Consider the following 13,550-nt stretch of genomic DNA (forward strand, 5'->3'; position numbering starts at 1 on the left):
TACTCCTTTGATTTATTCTGAAAATTCCCAAACTTGACTGATTTTTCAGCCTGATAGAACATATTTTTCGGAATGTAAAATCATATCAAAGAAGACTTCTCAAAAGATATTTTTCCGACTTTTTAAATTCTGGCTAGTATATGTTGTAAAGTCTCAGGAGAAATTGGGTCCACCAGAACATACTTGGCATCCAGCATATAGATGCCCTCGGTCAATGACTCTAAGTACTGACGATAAGGAACTTCGGCTAGTTTTTCCCCATCGGCTGTCATGATAAATAGTCGTGCAACTGCAACCTTACTTCCTCGATACTCTTGCAAATATTGAGGTTCTAACTCTGGTTGAGCCGGTAAGATTGTTCGTCCTTCACTATTTAGATAATTGATAGGGATAATGATATCCTCACCATCCTGCTCTACTTTAAAAACTTGCTGCTCAGAGTAATAAGCATTCAGCTGTTGGGTAAAGCGCAAACGCTGGTCATAGCTATTCAAAAGTTGCTCGTCCGGAACATGGATAATCTGCCCTAGGTAGAGTTCATTGATGTAAATGGGACGTTTCACTCCCATAATTTCCACGATGGGATGAACTTTTACTTCCTTAGTCAATTCTGAAAGAGCTGATAAGAAAATATCTGTGAAATGAAATTCTAGAATAGAATCTTTATCATACGCCACACCATCATGTTCACATACAGTTACGTCTAAGAGAATGAGCAAGGTTTTCAAGAACATCAAGGCCCCAGTCCAGTCAGAAGCTGTCGCCAAATCTGGAACAGATACCTGATAAGCTTGACCATCAAAAGATAGACGGAACCCTAAACTAGACTTCTCTTTGACCCCAAACTGAACAGAATGGAAATCCGAAATAAGAGAGTCTGCAGATGGCTTTAATCCTGCATCCTTAGCGGAAACGCTGTAACATTCAAAGAGTTCTGCTTGAAGCACCTCACCAATTCTTAGTGATTGGTTGCTTTTTATTGTAAAATTAACTGATTTCATATTTTTCTCCTTCGGTCTACTGGCAAATCCTTTCTACGACGTAGAATCGTTACTTCGCTGACAGGGATTTTTCCTGATGCATACATTGTCTGGCCATATTTCTCATCCAATAATTCCGCATCATCAGCTAAATTGTTTTCAATTAGAAATTCTTTATCAAAAACCAGGAGTCGCACATAAGAATCGGGTGCTGTAAAATCATCATCCCCATGCTTGTGACCAGCCATTGCAAATTCCTGACCTTTATATAGGACACGATCATAAACCGAATACCTCTGACTAACCTCACTATAAGGCACAAGCTTCCCGTATAGACCTTCTTCTTCACCATCTACATAGGAACTATAGGGGAAATAGCCTTCTTTCAACATTGCCGGATCTTCTGAAAGAAGGATATAGTCATTTATATAATTCACAAAATTAGAGTATACTTTATTTTGGTAAACTAAAAATTCTTTACGCATACTAACCCTCCACATATTCCATTATACCATCTTTATTGACTCTACCAACCAATACTTCCTCTCCTCCGACGTTCAGGTACATTTTTGACCCGTCAGTTAGGTTGGCTGAAGGAAATTTGGTATCTGGATCAACTATTTTATACTACGGAATCAAATATTCATCTATCGCCAAAATAATTATTGTTATTCTCAATTGGAATAATCTTCTACATATCTGTTTGTTCCGTAGACTTTGCTATTGCTTTACGGATAACAACCATTTTCTACTCCCCACTTTCATTTTGTCCGACCGACGAAGCATCTGATTGGTTGTCTTCTTGACTGTCGCTTGTGCTTGCTGAACTATCTGATTTTGGGAAATCCAAACTATACTCAGTTTCTGTACTAATCGCTGGGAGATCAACATCTATTATTTCCTGATCTTGAACAGGATGATAATAAGCAAAAAAGGCCCAAACCATATAAACAAGAATGGCTGGATATATAATCAAATGCCTTCCCCAAAAATCCCCAGAAGCTTCAGCTCCTCTTGTAGACATTCCTTTCAATTCTGGATATTGAGCCTCGTATTGTTTCTTTTTTGTCCAATACAGCCTTGATATAACAATACCTGCAAATACAACTAAGCCAATTGAAACATTTTCAAAGATTAGATTCCTAGATCCTGAATGAATCAAAACAAAGGACAGAATAGCTCCTGTAACGGCCGTTAGCAAGAATATAATGCGGCTATAAATAGCTTCTTTTTTTACTCTAAGATATTCTTTGATAAGTAAGTCTTTTTCTTTCATGATAATCCTTTCGTTTACCGTGTAATTTTAAGCTGTATCTGGGAACCTTGATATTGCAGATAGACTTGGTCAACTGGTAGATTTCCTTCTCTCCTATTTCCAAAAACAACTCCATCTCTTCCACCATCTTAGAAATCAGTTCATCCTAATTTCAAGGATTGCTCAAATATGCAACAACTACAGAAAATCAACGTTCTAGCCATTCTAGCATTTGTCGACATTTTTCGTCAATCAATTCTCTATTAGCCAGCTGTTGAATCCATTTTTCTGGGATGCCTTCCAGTTGATAGTGGGCTCCAGCCAAGGTACCTGTAATGGCACCGATGGTATCGGTATCCCCTCCAAGATTAACGGCTTTTAGAACAGCTTCTTCAAAACTCTCTGTTGTCCCCAAACACCAGAGACAAGCCTTTAAGGTATCAACAACATAGCCTGTAGAAGCAATATCTTCCCTAGCTTTTTGATAAAATTCTTTGTCAAATATTTCTCTAAAATGTTCTTGATACTCTTCCCAGTATTCTGGTTTTTTCTTGAAATAATCTTCAAGATAAGGTTTTGATTGACAAAGTAATTTTTCTAAACGAATGTTAAGAAGAAAACCAATTAAAAGCTGGACATAAAGAATAGATGCCACGATAGACCTTGGATGAGCATGGGTCAGCTTAGTATATTGCTCAATTATTTTTGATCTATAACTGAAATCAACATTTTCATATAAGAGCAAAGCTAAGGGAGATATCCTCATCAGAGCTCCATTGCCATTATCTCTCTCACTAGTTCCTCCACATTTCTCTGGAGAGACTCCTGCCAGATACCGTTCAATCGCCTGATTAGTCGCAACACCAATATCAAAACAATATCCAAAAGGGGTGAGGTAGCCCTGACGATAAGCTACAAATTTATCCATCAACCCATTCAAATCAGAATCCTCACAGAGGTGTTCAATAAGTGCTAAGGATAAAGAAGTATCATCTGACCAGGTTCCAGCTGGTTGATTATAGGTTCCATAACCCACCATATCTGAAATATGATAGGTATCTCTAGCTCTGAACTCCACAGGAACTCCCAGTGCATCACCTATAGCTAGACCAAAGATAAGCGAATTTATCTTTTGTTTAAGATTATACCTTCTATACTGATTTGAATCATCTTCCCATTTATCTCTTAATCTCACAGCCTTTTCCTATTCTATTATATCCATTTTTAGAATAATATTATCAGCAACCTCTTCCACACCCTTTATCAGGAATGTTGAATCCCTTATCAACCAACATACTAAAAGAATTGACCCTGACAGCTTCAGAAGCACTGATTTTCCAAGTTATAAATTCGTTAAAATATAGAAATTTAGCAATCAATCCTCTTCATCAAATATAAGGGCATCTAGCTCTTCTATATCAGCCATAATCCCTTCATAACTAGAGATAATATTATGCAATACTCCCAAGGTGATGATGCCTGTTGAGTCCTTTATCGTAACCTCAGTGCCTATGCCGCTTAACTCATAAATTAACTCTCTAACCCTTCGAAGCTCGTCCAGCTTTAAGTCATCTACTACCATCACTGGATCATGATTTTCTATTCTTAGCTTTAGTTGTGAAAAAGGTAAAGCAGAATATTTTCTTAATATCTTGTATGTCATAGACTTAGTATCAATGGTCTCAATACGAATATCTAACACAAGCTCTACCCCTTTCTTTGATAATAACAGTCCAAGTGTTGTCCAATTCAATTATACCATACTGTAAGAGACCAAAAAGAGAGCGAAAATTCGCTCTCTTCATATCACTCCAGCAATTCTATCTTCAAAGTCATATCCGTATTCTGCAATACTTTCTGAACAGCAGCGAGAAAGGCTAGAGCATTGTCAGATGGAGAATACTGGAAAGTGATATAGATGACTTTTTTATCAAACTTATCGCCGTATCGCTCCACATACTGTTTGCTTTCAAGGAAATAAATATAGTTGTTGAGTTTTTCCTGCAGCATTTCCAGATGGACTGCTTCTATCTCTTCCTCCCAACCAACTGGATCAACAAGGAGTAACTCTAAATGATTATCAACTGTACCAATAGCGTCAAGTTCAGTTGGCTTGAGCTCTGAGGAAATTGCTTTTTGTATCAGTTCTTCAAATTCTTGAATAGAAAACAACTGTTTAATAGATGATGGATTTACCAAAATACGAACTGGTGAGGATCTAAAGTAATTTTGTCTAGCTACTTCTTTACTTTCTTTAGTCACCCATTCTCCAGTTTGTAAGAATAACTCAACCTCATAAGCATCCTGTTCTGACCTTAAAGCCTTATCCACTAATTCTTTACTAACTGGATAAGTAACTTCTCTATCTTGAACACCCCCTGTCATCCAAGACATTGTATAATTGCCATTTTCTTCAGTTATAATAAACCCATTTCCTTTTATTATTGTCATTTTCATCCTTTTCTGCTTATTTCAATGGCGATACATAATCGTCTGGAAGTTTGCCTCTCCAGTCAATCCATTTTTATTTTTTTATAGGATTGAAATTACAGCATCAAAACATTACTGTTCGATAGAATTTAAAAAGTTATCAATATCTTGGCCTTCTAAACTTTTGACCTTAACTCCCTGATCTTTAAAGTTTCCTAAAGGTGTTTCGATTATTTTTAAGACTTCGATATCTTTTCGACCAATCTCTTTTGCCCACTCTAATTTGTTTATCTGCTTGAATCCCAACTCATCCTTTATTTGATTTTGGCTGGCATCTGGTTTTATTTCAAACCAATCCTTCTCAAATCACCATCAGTTTCCTAGACTTTTAATAAGTTGTCAATTCTTTTTATCCATAAAGAAAGATGATCATTTCTTCTTTTCATATATGCAGCATCTGAATCTAAGACATAAAAATCCGATAAACCATCTCTTGGGAAAAACATACTTTTGTAGATTTTTCGAAGTTGCTCTATGCATTCATTTGGGAGTTCAGGATTTTCTATATTTTCTATGATTGCTATCATATTTTTCAGCGTCTCTATAAAATACTTTACATTATGCTGTTCCTTGTACTCTGATAAAAACTCTATTGATTCAGCTAAAGAATCCGTTAATTCTTTTTTAAAATTGGTCATTAGGCCATTCTCCAAAATATTCTTTACTCATTAATAGAAACCTAGTTTATATTCGGCATCTATATTTGACTATATCATAAACTTCCTCGATAGCCTCTTCTTCGTTTTTAAAGAACGCAATTTCTATCAAACTCTGGCGTTCTGTCACTTCATACACCAGAAATTTATTTGATTTCGAATCCAGAAAATACCCTATTGCAAACTGCTCTAATGCTTTTTGGTTTAGATAGACTGTATAGTATTTAAGTTTACTTCGATTAGACTCTAAAAAAGCAAGTAACTCTTCTTTTGTCATTGTAGTTTCTCCGTTAGTTTTATGGCTTTTTAAGTAAAGTTGATTTTGAGGTTGCTTCCTTCCTTCTTCTCTCTCCATACTTAGGATCAATTATACTAAATAAGCGAATTTGTTCTTCTTGAAGAAGGCTATTATAACATTCAAAATCTCCATTAGCATTAGTCCATGCATTCTTTGATACTATTCTAGTAACATATGATTGCAAAAGATAATAAAGAATATCTTCCTTATTATCATATTTTTTCTCAGAATTTATTTTGCCACGTTCAACACCAACAATGTAGTAATGATCGCCTTCTAAATAGTACGTCCTTCTGGTAAGAATAGAGATTGTTTTTCTTCTGTAAATAAATCCGACGGATTCAGATTTGTCTCTCCTATTTTTAATAATAACTCCGTTAATTCATCTGTTAACAACATTATTTTTACCTCGTTCTATTGTACGTTAATAATCACTATTAGCTAAACAAGAATAGAATACTGGTCTCACCTGATTTTGTATCAATATATGATATTATTTCCGCAAAAGAGGTGTTAAATTTAGTAGAGTATATAGTCTTTTCGGAAAATCTACCATATTGTTTTTCTAACCACTTATCCTGTATCTCTTTTATATCTTTTAGTTTATATTCAAACATATTCGAATAACTTATTGGTCCATTTGATTGGTATATACTTAACTTTAGAGATTCCAGAATGTTATTTTGAAAATTAAAATCTGCCCAAAATTCTAATCCTTCAATCATGATGGGAGATTTTAACATAAATAAATTGGAACTTTCATCTTGTTGAAGATAACCATTAAAATTTTTATAAAATAGTGCTTTTGTTAAGTGTTTGTTGATAACTGTATTATTTATAATCATTAGAATTCCTAACTATCTTCTATTTTTACCTGTTTAACAAAAGTTTTGATAATCTAGTCCCATTATACCACAAAAAAAGAAAGCCTCTTTCGCTCTCTTTATCACTCTGGTAATTCTACCTTCAAGCTCATATCTGTATTTTGCAATGTCTTCTGAACAGCTGCGAGAAAGGCTAGTCCATTATCAGATGGAGAATACTGGAATGTGATATGGATGATTTTTTTGTCAAAGCTATCGCCATATCTCTCCACATATTGCTTGCTTTCGAGGAAGTGAATATAATTGTTAATTTTTTCTTGCAGAATTTCAAGATGGACTGCCTCTATCTCTTCCCGCCAGCCGACTGAATCCACCAGAAGAAGCTCTAAATGATTATCAACTATACCAATAGCATCAAGTTCGCTAGATTTCAATTTTGAAACAATGGCTTTATATAACAATTCTTCAAATTCTTTTTCGGAGAAATAGTGTCTCTTTCTATCTGTATCCATAAGAAGAAATTCTGGATTATCTCTTAAAAATTGTATGTTAGCATCTTCTTGACTAATTTTTGATTTCCAAAATCCGAAATTAGCATAATTAATTAATTCTTCACCATTATGTTCTCCTGCTAAATAGCTATCCACTGCTTCTTTAGGGATTTCTTTAACAACCTCTGGCATGGTGATATTGAAAGTTGGATAACGCAAGAAATACTTATCACCATCTTGACAAATTTCCAACATATCTTTTTGACTTACATAAATTGATTCCATTCTTATCTCCTTTGTCTTTTACTAAATGTCTACTGATTATTTCTTCCCTAAAACACATTTATCTTCTCTTTTGTACTAACCAAACTTTAGCTAGTTCTCAATGACCTAGAAAGCTAAACACATCTTTTACAAGGTTCGTATATCCTGTCTCAAATTAAATCATTTTCCTTCCTCGTCCCATAATGGCGAAGGATAGGGGTGTGAAAAGCCAAGTTCATTTGCCAACTGTTCCGCATGAACTGTCTGACTAAGAATCTTAAAGAATTCATCCTTTGCTTCCTTCATCGTATCAAACTCCCATGTTTTCCCCACTATATATGAGCGTTCATCCCTACTGTTAATTTGAAACTTGTTATCTTTAAAAAACAAATGTGTTGCCCATGGTTGCCTGCAATCTTCATCAAATAAGACATAAGATAGGCTTTCAAGACCTCTTTCTTTAATCTCCTTTTCCACTATATTTTTCAAAGACTCGATATCGATTTCTGGTTTATCCCAAAGTGGGGAAGGATATTGTGGCACCCAGCCATTGGAAATATAGTAATTAATTCTTGAAACAGTATGGTCTAAAAACTCTAAAAATTTTTCTTTTGCTTGAGGAAAATCAGGATACTCAAAAACTCTTCCTTTTCCAGCCCTGTCCCTTGTTAGATATACCTCATACTTATGAGTTTGAGGATTGAATTCAATTCTCGTTTCCCACTCCCAGGGATCATGGTCGTTGAAAATAGAAAATCTCAAACTATCATAGCCTAGTTCTTGAATCTCCGATAAAAGCTCCATTCGTTCTTGTTCTCTTTTAAACATAGTTCCTTTTCTCCTCTAAGAGTTTCAGACTAAACTACAACCATCCCTTGGATTTCAAAAACTTATCTGGAATGCGAAGCTCAATTTCTGCCATGATTTCTTTTAAGTAGCTGTCCCATTCACTAGTCGCCATATAACTTCGCATTCCACTTTCAAGGGACGCTCCAAATTCATCATTTAAAACAATAGAGAATCCGCATAAATCATTATCGTAATTAAATTGAACCCAATAGTAATCATAGGCTCTAAATATGAGGCGTAATATATGATGATTTGGGACATCGACGAACTCACAAATAGTTACTTCAGAGGCTCTATCTCCAAAAGAACGCTCAATCCGTCTAATCAATTCCAATTTTATCTCTTCTACACTCTTTCGCACCATATCAATACCTCCTATTTCCAGCCTTTAGCCTTTAAATACTTCTCTGGGATATAAGACTCAATTTTTACCATGATTTCTTTTAAATATACATCCCAATCACTTATTTCGCTATAACGACTGTTTGGCTTAGAAAGCAATAACCCTTCCTCGCCGTTTAAAAACAGATAAACCTCGAAGATATCATTCTTGTACTGAAATTTTGCCCCGGCAAAATTATAGACGCGGAACTTCAGTTTGAATGTATGACGATTTGGTTCGTCAATAACATCATAAATTCCAGAACCATACATTCTATCACCAAATACATTTCTAATTATTCTACTTGTTTGTACCGCCATAGTCTCTGTTTCATTTAATTTCAAAACAATACCTCCCAATCTTTTATCTCCAGCCTTTAGCTTTTAAATACTTCTCTGGTATATAGGACTCGATTTTTGTTATGATTTCTTTTAAATAACTATCCCAATCACTTATTTCGCTATAACAACTGTTTGGCTTAGAAAGCAATAACCCTTCCTCGCCGTTTAAAAACAGATAAATCTCAAAGAAATCATTCTCGTACTGAAATTTTACTCCAGCAAAATTATAGACGCGGAAGTTCAGTTTGAATGTATGACGATTGGGTTCATCAACTATATCATCAAACACTATACCATTAATCTTATTTTTAATACTTCTTTTAACTATATCAAAAAATTCATTTGATAAAATATCCATTTTATTTTCAAACATTACAAGATACCTCTTCTTTAATACCATCCCTTGGATTTCAAAAACTTATCTGGAATGCGAAGCTCGATTTCTGCCATGATCCCTTTTAAGTAGCTGCCCCAATCTGTTATTTGGCTATATACAGCTGGCTCTTTAGTCAAGGATATCTTCACTTCTTTTGTTAAAACAATAAAGAACTCACACATGTCATTTTCATAATCAAATTCGACAAAAAAATAATCGTAAGCCTTAAATTCTATTTTAAAAGTTTGATGACTGGGTTCATCAACTATATCGTACATACAACATGTGCCAATTCGCTTAGCAAACACTCTATCCAATATATCGCAGAATTTATCCGCTAAAATATCCATTTCATTTTCAAACATTGCAATATCCCTCTTCTTTTATACCATCCCTTGGCTTTCAAAAACTTGTCTGGAATGCGAGACTCAACTTCAATCATGAGTTCTTTCAAGTATTTGTCCCAGTCTCTAATCTCACTATAAAAAGTGGGTTTGTCTCCTTCGTTCAAGTCAGCTCCGAATCTATCACCAATAGAAATTGTAAATCCACAAAAATCAGCTTCATAGCTAAACATCATAAAGAAATAATCATACGCTATAAATTCAAGTCTAAAAGCTCTGTACTGTGGATATTCAACAACATCCACAATGTTTGGCTCAGTGATGCGATCACCAAATGCACTTTTGATTTTTTCTCTCGTTTCTTCTGCTAGTCGAAGCATTTTATTATCTTCCATTCAAATACTCCTTTTTTCTCATAGCCATCCCTTGGCTTTCAAAAACTTATCCGGAATCCGGAGTTCGAGCTCATCCTTGATTCCTTTTAAATAACTATCCCAATCTGTTATTTTGCTATATACAGCAGGCTCTTTAGTAAGGGATATCTTCACTTCTTTCGTTAAAACAATGAAGAACTCACACATGTCATTTTCATAATGAAATTCAATTGCGAAGTAATCGTAAGCCTTAAAGTCTAATTTAAAAGTTTGATGATCGGGTTCATCAGCATAATCGTAACCTGCAATCGTATCTGTCCTTTCTCCAAATATTTTCCTTATTTTCTTTCTAGTTTCTCTTGCGAGCTCTAGCATATCGTTTATTTGCATACTCCGATCCTCTTTCATCTTACTACCATCCCTTGGCTTTTAAAAACTTGTCCGGAATCCGGAGTTCGAGCTCATCCTTGATTCCTTTTAGGTATTTATCCCAATCTGTTATTTGGCTGTATACAGCTGGCTCTTTGGTCAGGGATAATTTCACTTCTTTCGTTAAGACAATGAAGAACTCGCAGAGGTCATTCTCATAATCAAATTCAATAGTAAAGTAATCATATGCCTTAAAATCAATTTTAAATGCACGATGATTGGGTTCCTCAACTATGTCGTATATACATGTATCATCCATTCTCTTCCCAAAATGAGTTCGAATCATTCGGCTCGTTTCAACAGCAAACTTCCCAGTTTCATTTAATTCCATATCACTATTCTCCTCAAAGATATCATTTCTTTAAAATCTATTTGGTCAATTCTTTAATAACATTTCCGCTCTGTCTGAATCTAGAAAATCTTTCAATAGTTGCAAAGTCCGTTCGACTGATTCTTCATCACGGCCATACACTCTTCTTATACTCTTATCATCAATAACCTTGGATAAAAAAGTGATTGAAAATCTCTGTTCATCCGTTTGAGTGAATCATATGTTAAACAAGCCACCCTCTCCAGCTTCCAATTGCCTATTTTTACTTGTTGATGAAATCCCCATCGTCATATGATAACCCTTATACACGAACGGAAAATTAAAATTTTCATCTTCTCCTTCATGAATGGTAATCGTATCAAGATTAATCGAAAAAATTTTCTCTAAAACTTGTTTGACATTCTGATAACCCAAACTATCTCTTGTAGGCAAGTAACCTTCGCTCATTGATGAGCCCTCCACATATTTCCGAAATTTTCAAACTGCTATTACTTTGATGTAGCCCTATCAACTATTTTTCCTGTCTTTAGATTGACTTTTAACCTTCTAGCATAAAAATCAGTCGCATAAAGCCAGCCATCTCTCAAAGTCATCTGTTCAAAGGGATAAATATTATTACTGTATCCACTATTATCAATCTTCCAAACCACATTTCCACTAGCATCAACTCTTAAAATGTTATTCTTTTCAATCTCATTATCAAAAGGAATCTCTAATAAAACAATACATCCATCACCTAGTTCAATGATATTACGGATTTCAAATGTAAAAGATTTTATAACTTCACCATTTACTATTAGCTGATGTTTTTTATTTTCTAGCACTGTATCCACCTTTCATCTGAGAATTCCTACGTTAAACAGTCTTTTAATCGTTTCTTCGTCTTCGTGTTAAATCAATATCCAGCACATAGCTAATCCTGTAACATAGCTAAAAACTCTGTAAAGTTATTTGCTACTAACTCTATAGCTGGCTCTAGCTCGTAGGATTCCTCGTGGTACCAGATACACATGCTTGGATTTTCGGAATCCTCGACATAATTTAGACAAACAAAATCACCACCGAACAATGCTACTATGGGAATCAACTCAAATCCCAAAATATCTTCATGTACAAATAATCTTTCATCCAGTTGGGACATTAAAACATCAATGTCATACATGCCAAGTGGATTGTCTTTTGTGTTTTCTAATACACACAAGAATCGCTCAATCAAAAAGAACCTATTTGTTAAAGAAAATAAATTTTTGGAAGGGCGAAAATCATTTTTTCTCATTATAAATTTCTTATAATCATCAGGCAGGTTAACCCTCCACGCCACTTCTCTTTTCTGTAATAGCGCATCAGTTGGTAAGGGATAGATAATTGATGGATCTTGTTGGATCATATCTTCTTCTCCTACAGTTCCTCACCTTTTACTTCTTCAAACCATTTTTCAAACTCTAGACGTGGAAGCAATTCTTCATCCTTGTCATAACGCCCTTCATAACTATAGCGACTATCAAGGCTATTTTTCTTGGCATCATAAATCAACCACATTTCAGTTGGGTGTTCACGATTGTACTCTTGGCAAACATCAAGCATTGATTCTACATCCTTGATACCTTCTTTCAACAAGACAGTTTGTAAACTAGTGTCAACATGAGAGTCTTTAGGTAAAAAATTATTTACTAAGTGTTTGTGTACAATATTTCCTTTAATCTTATAAAATAGATTAAAACTATACAAACTGTCCGCTATCGCATAGATATATACTTTCTCTGCCTGATTTTGAACATACTCCATAGCTAATGAAATCATACTAACCTGAACATCCATAAATTTATCTTCAAATTTTTTCATAGTCATAATCCTATTCTATCTAATTCTATTAAGACCTCTTCCTTTGATGGCGATTGACAACGTGCAAGGAAGTCTTTGATGTCCTGAACGTGGTCATAAAAATTAAGGGAACTATATACCAGTTTACACTAGACACAAGATATAGTATTTTCGAGAATATCAAAAAAGGCGACTTCCAAACGGAAACCGTCTTTTAATAATGTCTAAATTCTTCATAATGTTCACTCATATATTCTGCCAACCATTCCATACCATAGGCTATCTCAAATACTTCCAATATCAATGAAAGGTCTGGTTGAAAACCATATTCTTTGAGTTTATTGATAATATCTTTTATAGAACGAATTTTCACTAGTTTAATAATTTCCCCAGAATCCTGCCTATCTCTATCTCGTCCGCTGTCTAGTTTCATTCCGAGAATGTAAGATAATGGTGGTACAAAAACAGTCAAATTTGAATAGCTAAATGCCTTCTCACAGATAGACAGTGGCGGTATTTTATTCATATTTGCAACATTGTTGTTCAGCCATAACTCATCAGGCTCATTCACGTCAAAATCATCGCCAACTTTCTCAATAATGCTTCTGATTTTAACATCTTCTTGATAAAAAGCATCAACATCTTGTGTTCCTCGAAGGTTGTAGTATTCGAGGACAAAGCCACCAACACAGATAATTTCTAGGTCAATGTTTTCCTTAGCTAATTCTGTATTGAGAGCCTCAAATAAAACTTTCTTATCCATAGTTACCCTCTCTAAAGAGTTTCAAAATATCTTTTGGATGACTTTTACGGTTCGCCTGCAAAACGTGTTCTCTTGTGTGTGTGCCTTCTGTTAAAGCATCTTGAAGGGTTATTTTTTGGAAAGGTGTTAAGGTAGGACTTTTCAACAATTGCTCTACATCATCAGTAGTTAGTCTAGTCTCCTCATCTTTAATGACCTTATAAAGATAGCGAAACCACAAATCACCGTCACTTCCAGCATGTTCACTAGCTCTCACCATGTAATCGTACCATGTTGTCATTA

General features: G+C 34.8%; 25 protein-coding genes and 1 pseudogene. All 26 read right to left on the bottom strand.

The window, feature by feature from the left end:
* Positions 1-122 precede the first annotated feature (122 nt).
* The 26 genes and pseudogenes from D8793_RS01770 to D8793_RS01895 all read right to left on the bottom strand — a co-directional run bounded on the left by D8793_RS01770 (position 123) and on the right by D8793_RS01895 (position 13,548).
* Positions 123-1,001, bottom strand: a complete 879-nt coding sequence (locus D8793_RS01770) for a DUF4299 family protein (RefSeq protein WP_125370794.1) — start codon at positions 999-1,001, stop codon at positions 123-125.
* On the bottom strand, positions 998-1,465 hold the full coding sequence (locus D8793_RS01775; protein WP_125370793.1) for a UCP033725 family protein: 468 nt from the start codon (positions 1,463-1,465) through the stop codon (positions 998-1,000). Before D8793_RS01775 ends, D8793_RS01770 begins: the two co-directional genes overlap by 4 nt.
* Before the next feature lie 263 nt (positions 1,466-1,728).
* Entirely contained in the window at positions 1,729-2,256 is a 528-nt protein-coding gene (locus D8793_RS01780; RefSeq protein ID WP_125370792.1) for a hypothetical protein, read from the bottom strand.
* Positions 2,257-2,443: 187 nt separating this feature from the next.
* Positions 2,444-3,430 (bottom strand): ADP-ribosylglycohydrolase family protein, encoded by a 987-nt coding sequence (locus tag D8793_RS01785; protein ID WP_125370791.1) that lies wholly within the window; start codon positions 3,428-3,430, stop codon positions 2,444-2,446.
* 180 nt (positions 3,431-3,610) lie between these two features.
* Positions 3,611-3,937, bottom strand: coding sequence for a hypothetical protein (locus D8793_RS01790; protein ID WP_125370928.1), 327 nt, complete (start codon positions 3,935-3,937; stop codon positions 3,611-3,613).
* Between the two features lie 104 nt (positions 3,938-4,041).
* The gene (locus D8793_RS01795; RefSeq protein ID WP_125370790.1) at positions 4,042-4,686 is read right to left on the bottom strand and encodes a DUF6572 domain-containing protein; all 645 of its coding nucleotides are present in this window, start codon (positions 4,684-4,686) and stop codon (positions 4,042-4,044) included.
* Between the two features lie 111 nt (positions 4,687-4,797).
* Positions 4,798-5,028, bottom strand: a pseudogene (locus D8793_RS01800) (hypothetical protein); the annotation flags it as partial.
* Between the two features lie 17 nt (positions 5,029-5,045).
* Positions 5,046-5,363 (bottom strand): hypothetical protein, encoded by a 318-nt coding sequence (locus D8793_RS01805; protein WP_125370789.1) that lies wholly within the window; start codon positions 5,361-5,363, stop codon positions 5,046-5,048.
* Between the two features lie 46 nt (positions 5,364-5,409).
* On the bottom strand, positions 5,410-5,736 hold the full coding sequence (locus D8793_RS01810; RefSeq protein WP_185761006.1) for a hypothetical protein: 327 nt from the start codon (positions 5,734-5,736) through the stop codon (positions 5,410-5,412).
* Entirely contained in the window at positions 5,678-6,061 is a 384-nt protein-coding gene (locus tag D8793_RS12460; RefSeq protein ID WP_514132992.1) for an Imm63 family immunity protein, read from the bottom strand. Before D8793_RS12460 ends, D8793_RS01810 begins: the two co-directional genes overlap by 59 nt.
* Positions 6,062-6,116: 55 nt before the next feature.
* A complete protein-coding gene (locus D8793_RS01820) occupies positions 6,117-6,524 on the bottom strand; it encodes a hypothetical protein (protein ID WP_125370787.1) in 408 nt (135 codons plus the stop codon).
* A 101-nt stretch (positions 6,525-6,625) separates the two neighbouring features.
* Positions 6,626-7,279, bottom strand: a complete 654-nt coding sequence (locus tag D8793_RS01825) for a DUF6572 domain-containing protein (RefSeq protein WP_125370786.1) — start codon at positions 7,277-7,279, stop codon at positions 6,626-6,628.
* A 159-nt stretch (positions 7,280-7,438) separates the two neighbouring features.
* Entirely contained in the window at positions 7,439-8,086 is a 648-nt protein-coding gene (locus tag D8793_RS01830; RefSeq protein WP_125370785.1) for an Imm59 family immunity protein, read from the bottom strand.
* A gap of 34 nt (positions 8,087-8,120) precedes the next feature.
* Entirely contained in the window at positions 8,121-8,471 is a 351-nt protein-coding gene (locus tag D8793_RS01835; RefSeq protein ID WP_125370784.1) for a hypothetical protein, read from the bottom strand.
* A gap of 11 nt (positions 8,472-8,482) precedes the next feature.
* Positions 8,483-8,833: a hypothetical protein gene (locus D8793_RS01840; protein WP_125370783.1), complete on the bottom strand. Its 351-nt coding sequence runs from the start codon at positions 8,831-8,833 to the stop codon at positions 8,483-8,485.
* A 19-nt stretch (positions 8,834-8,852) separates the two neighbouring features.
* Entirely contained in the window at positions 8,853-9,203 is a 351-nt protein-coding gene (locus D8793_RS01845; protein ID WP_125370782.1) for a hypothetical protein, read from the bottom strand.
* A gap of 17 nt (positions 9,204-9,220) precedes the next feature.
* Positions 9,221-9,571 carry a hypothetical protein gene (locus tag D8793_RS01850; RefSeq protein ID WP_125370781.1) on the bottom strand — a complete coding sequence of 117 codons (351 nt, stop codon included), beginning with the start codon at positions 9,569-9,571 and terminating at the stop codon, positions 9,221-9,223.
* The gene (locus D8793_RS01855) at positions 9,544-9,945 is read right to left on the bottom strand and encodes a hypothetical protein (protein ID WP_125370780.1); all 402 of its coding nucleotides are present in this window, start codon (positions 9,943-9,945) and stop codon (positions 9,544-9,546) included. The genes D8793_RS01850 and D8793_RS01855 overlap by 28 nt, the downstream gene beginning before the upstream one ends.
* Before the next feature lie 18 nt (positions 9,946-9,963).
* Entirely contained in the window at positions 9,964-10,314 is a 351-nt protein-coding gene (locus tag D8793_RS01860; protein ID WP_125370927.1) for a hypothetical protein, read from the bottom strand.
* Positions 10,315-10,336: 22 nt separating this feature from the next.
* On the bottom strand, positions 10,337-10,684 hold the full coding sequence (locus D8793_RS01865) for a hypothetical protein (protein ID WP_125370779.1): 348 nt from the start codon (positions 10,682-10,684) through the stop codon (positions 10,337-10,339).
* Between the two features lie 216 nt (positions 10,685-10,900).
* Complete coding sequence (locus D8793_RS12075) at positions 10,901-11,131, bottom strand: hypothetical protein (RefSeq protein WP_260471068.1); 231 nt, start codon at positions 11,129-11,131, stop codon at positions 10,901-10,903.
* A 41-nt stretch (positions 11,132-11,172) separates the two neighbouring features.
* Entirely contained in the window at positions 11,173-11,508 is a 336-nt protein-coding gene (locus D8793_RS01875) for a DUF7957 family protein (protein ID WP_125370778.1), read from the bottom strand.
* An 89-nt stretch (positions 11,509-11,597) separates the two neighbouring features.
* Entirely contained in the window at positions 11,598-12,071 is a 474-nt protein-coding gene (locus tag D8793_RS01880) for an SMI1/KNR4 family protein (RefSeq protein ID WP_125370777.1), read from the bottom strand.
* 11 nt (positions 12,072-12,082) lie between these two features.
* Positions 12,083-12,526 carry a hypothetical protein gene (locus D8793_RS01885; protein ID WP_125370926.1) on the bottom strand — a complete coding sequence of 148 codons (444 nt, stop codon included), beginning with the start codon at positions 12,524-12,526 and terminating at the stop codon, positions 12,083-12,085.
* Between the two features lie 193 nt (positions 12,527-12,719).
* Entirely contained in the window at positions 12,720-13,268 is a 549-nt protein-coding gene (locus D8793_RS01890) for a DUF6036 family nucleotidyltransferase (RefSeq protein ID WP_125383765.1), read from the bottom strand.
* A complete protein-coding gene (locus D8793_RS01895) occupies positions 13,261-13,548 on the bottom strand; it encodes a hypothetical protein (RefSeq protein ID WP_125370775.1) in 288 nt (95 codons plus the stop codon). Before D8793_RS01895 ends, D8793_RS01890 begins: the two co-directional genes overlap by 8 nt.
* Between the last annotated feature and the right edge of the window lie 2 nt (positions 13,549-13,550).

This window comes from Streptococcus cristatus (assembly GCF_003943465.1).
Lineage (GTDB): Bacteria > Bacillota > Bacilli > Lactobacillales > Streptococcaceae > Streptococcus > Streptococcus cristatus_C.

Excerpts from the sequence above, each read along its gene's own strand:
- D8793_RS01770 (WP_125370794.1), bottom strand. The coding sequence starts at position 1,001 with ATGAAATCAGTTAATTTTACAATAAAAAGCAACCAATCACTAAGAATT.
- D8793_RS01775 (WP_125370793.1), bottom strand. The coding sequence starts at position 1,465 with ATGCGTAAAGAATTTTTAGTTTACCAAAATAAAGTATACTCTAATTTT.
- D8793_RS01780 (WP_125370792.1), bottom strand. The coding sequence starts at position 2,256 with ATGAAAGAAAAAGACTTACTTATCAAAGAATATCTTAGAGTAAAAAAA.
- D8793_RS01795 (WP_125370790.1), bottom strand. The coding sequence starts at position 4,686 with ATGACAATAATAAAAGGAAATGGGTTTATTATAACTGAAGAAAATGGC.
- D8793_RS01805 (WP_125370789.1), bottom strand. The coding sequence starts at position 5,363 with ATGACCAATTTTAAAAAAGAATTAACGGATTCTTTAGCTGAATCAATA.
- D8793_RS01810 (WP_185761006.1), bottom strand. The coding sequence starts at position 5,736 with ATGGAGAGAGAAGAAGGAAGGAAGCAACCTCAAAATCAACTTTACTTA.
- D8793_RS01820 (WP_125370787.1), bottom strand. The coding sequence starts at position 6,524 with ATGATTATAAATAATACAGTTATCAACAAACACTTAACAAAAGCACTA.
- D8793_RS01825 (WP_125370786.1), bottom strand. The coding sequence starts at position 7,279 with ATGGAATCAATTTATGTAAGTCAAAAAGATATGTTGGAAATTTGTCAA.
- D8793_RS01830 (WP_125370785.1), bottom strand. The coding sequence starts at position 8,086 with ATGTTTAAAAGAGAACAAGAACGAATGGAGCTTTTATCGGAGATTCAA.
- D8793_RS01835 (WP_125370784.1), bottom strand. The coding sequence starts at position 8,471 with ATGGTGCGAAAGAGTGTAGAAGAGATAAAATTGGAATTGATTAGACGG.
- D8793_RS01845 (WP_125370782.1), bottom strand. The coding sequence starts at position 9,203 with ATGTTTGAAAATAAAATGGATATTTTATCAAATGAATTTTTTGATATA.
- D8793_RS01850 (WP_125370781.1), bottom strand. The coding sequence starts at position 9,571 with ATGTTTGAAAATGAAATGGATATTTTAGCGGATAAATTCTGCGATATA.
- D8793_RS01855 (WP_125370780.1), bottom strand. The coding sequence starts at position 9,945 with ATGGAAGATAATAAAATGCTTCGACTAGCAGAAGAAACGAGAGAAAAA.
- D8793_RS01860 (WP_125370927.1), bottom strand. The coding sequence starts at position 10,314 with ATGCAAATAAACGATATGCTAGAGCTCGCAAGAGAAACTAGAAAGAAA.
- D8793_RS01865 (WP_125370779.1), bottom strand. The coding sequence starts at position 10,684 with ATGGAATTAAATGAAACTGGGAAGTTTGCTGTTGAAACGAGCCGAATG.
- D8793_RS12075 (WP_260471068.1), bottom strand. The coding sequence starts at position 11,131 with ATGAGCGAAGGTTACTTGCCTACAAGAGATAGTTTGGGTTATCAGAAT.
- D8793_RS01880 (WP_125370777.1), bottom strand. The coding sequence starts at position 12,071 with ATGATCCAACAAGATCCATCAATTATCTATCCCTTACCAACTGATGCG.
- D8793_RS01885 (WP_125370926.1), bottom strand. The coding sequence starts at position 12,526 with ATGAAAAAATTTGAAGATAAATTTATGGATGTTCAGGTTAGTATGATT.
- D8793_RS01890 (WP_125383765.1), bottom strand. The coding sequence starts at position 13,268 with ATGGATAAGAAAGTTTTATTTGAGGCTCTCAATACAGAATTAGCTAAG.
- D8793_RS01895 (WP_125370775.1), bottom strand. The coding sequence starts at position 13,548 with ATGACAACATGGTACGATTACATGGTGAGAGCTAGTGAACATGCTGGA.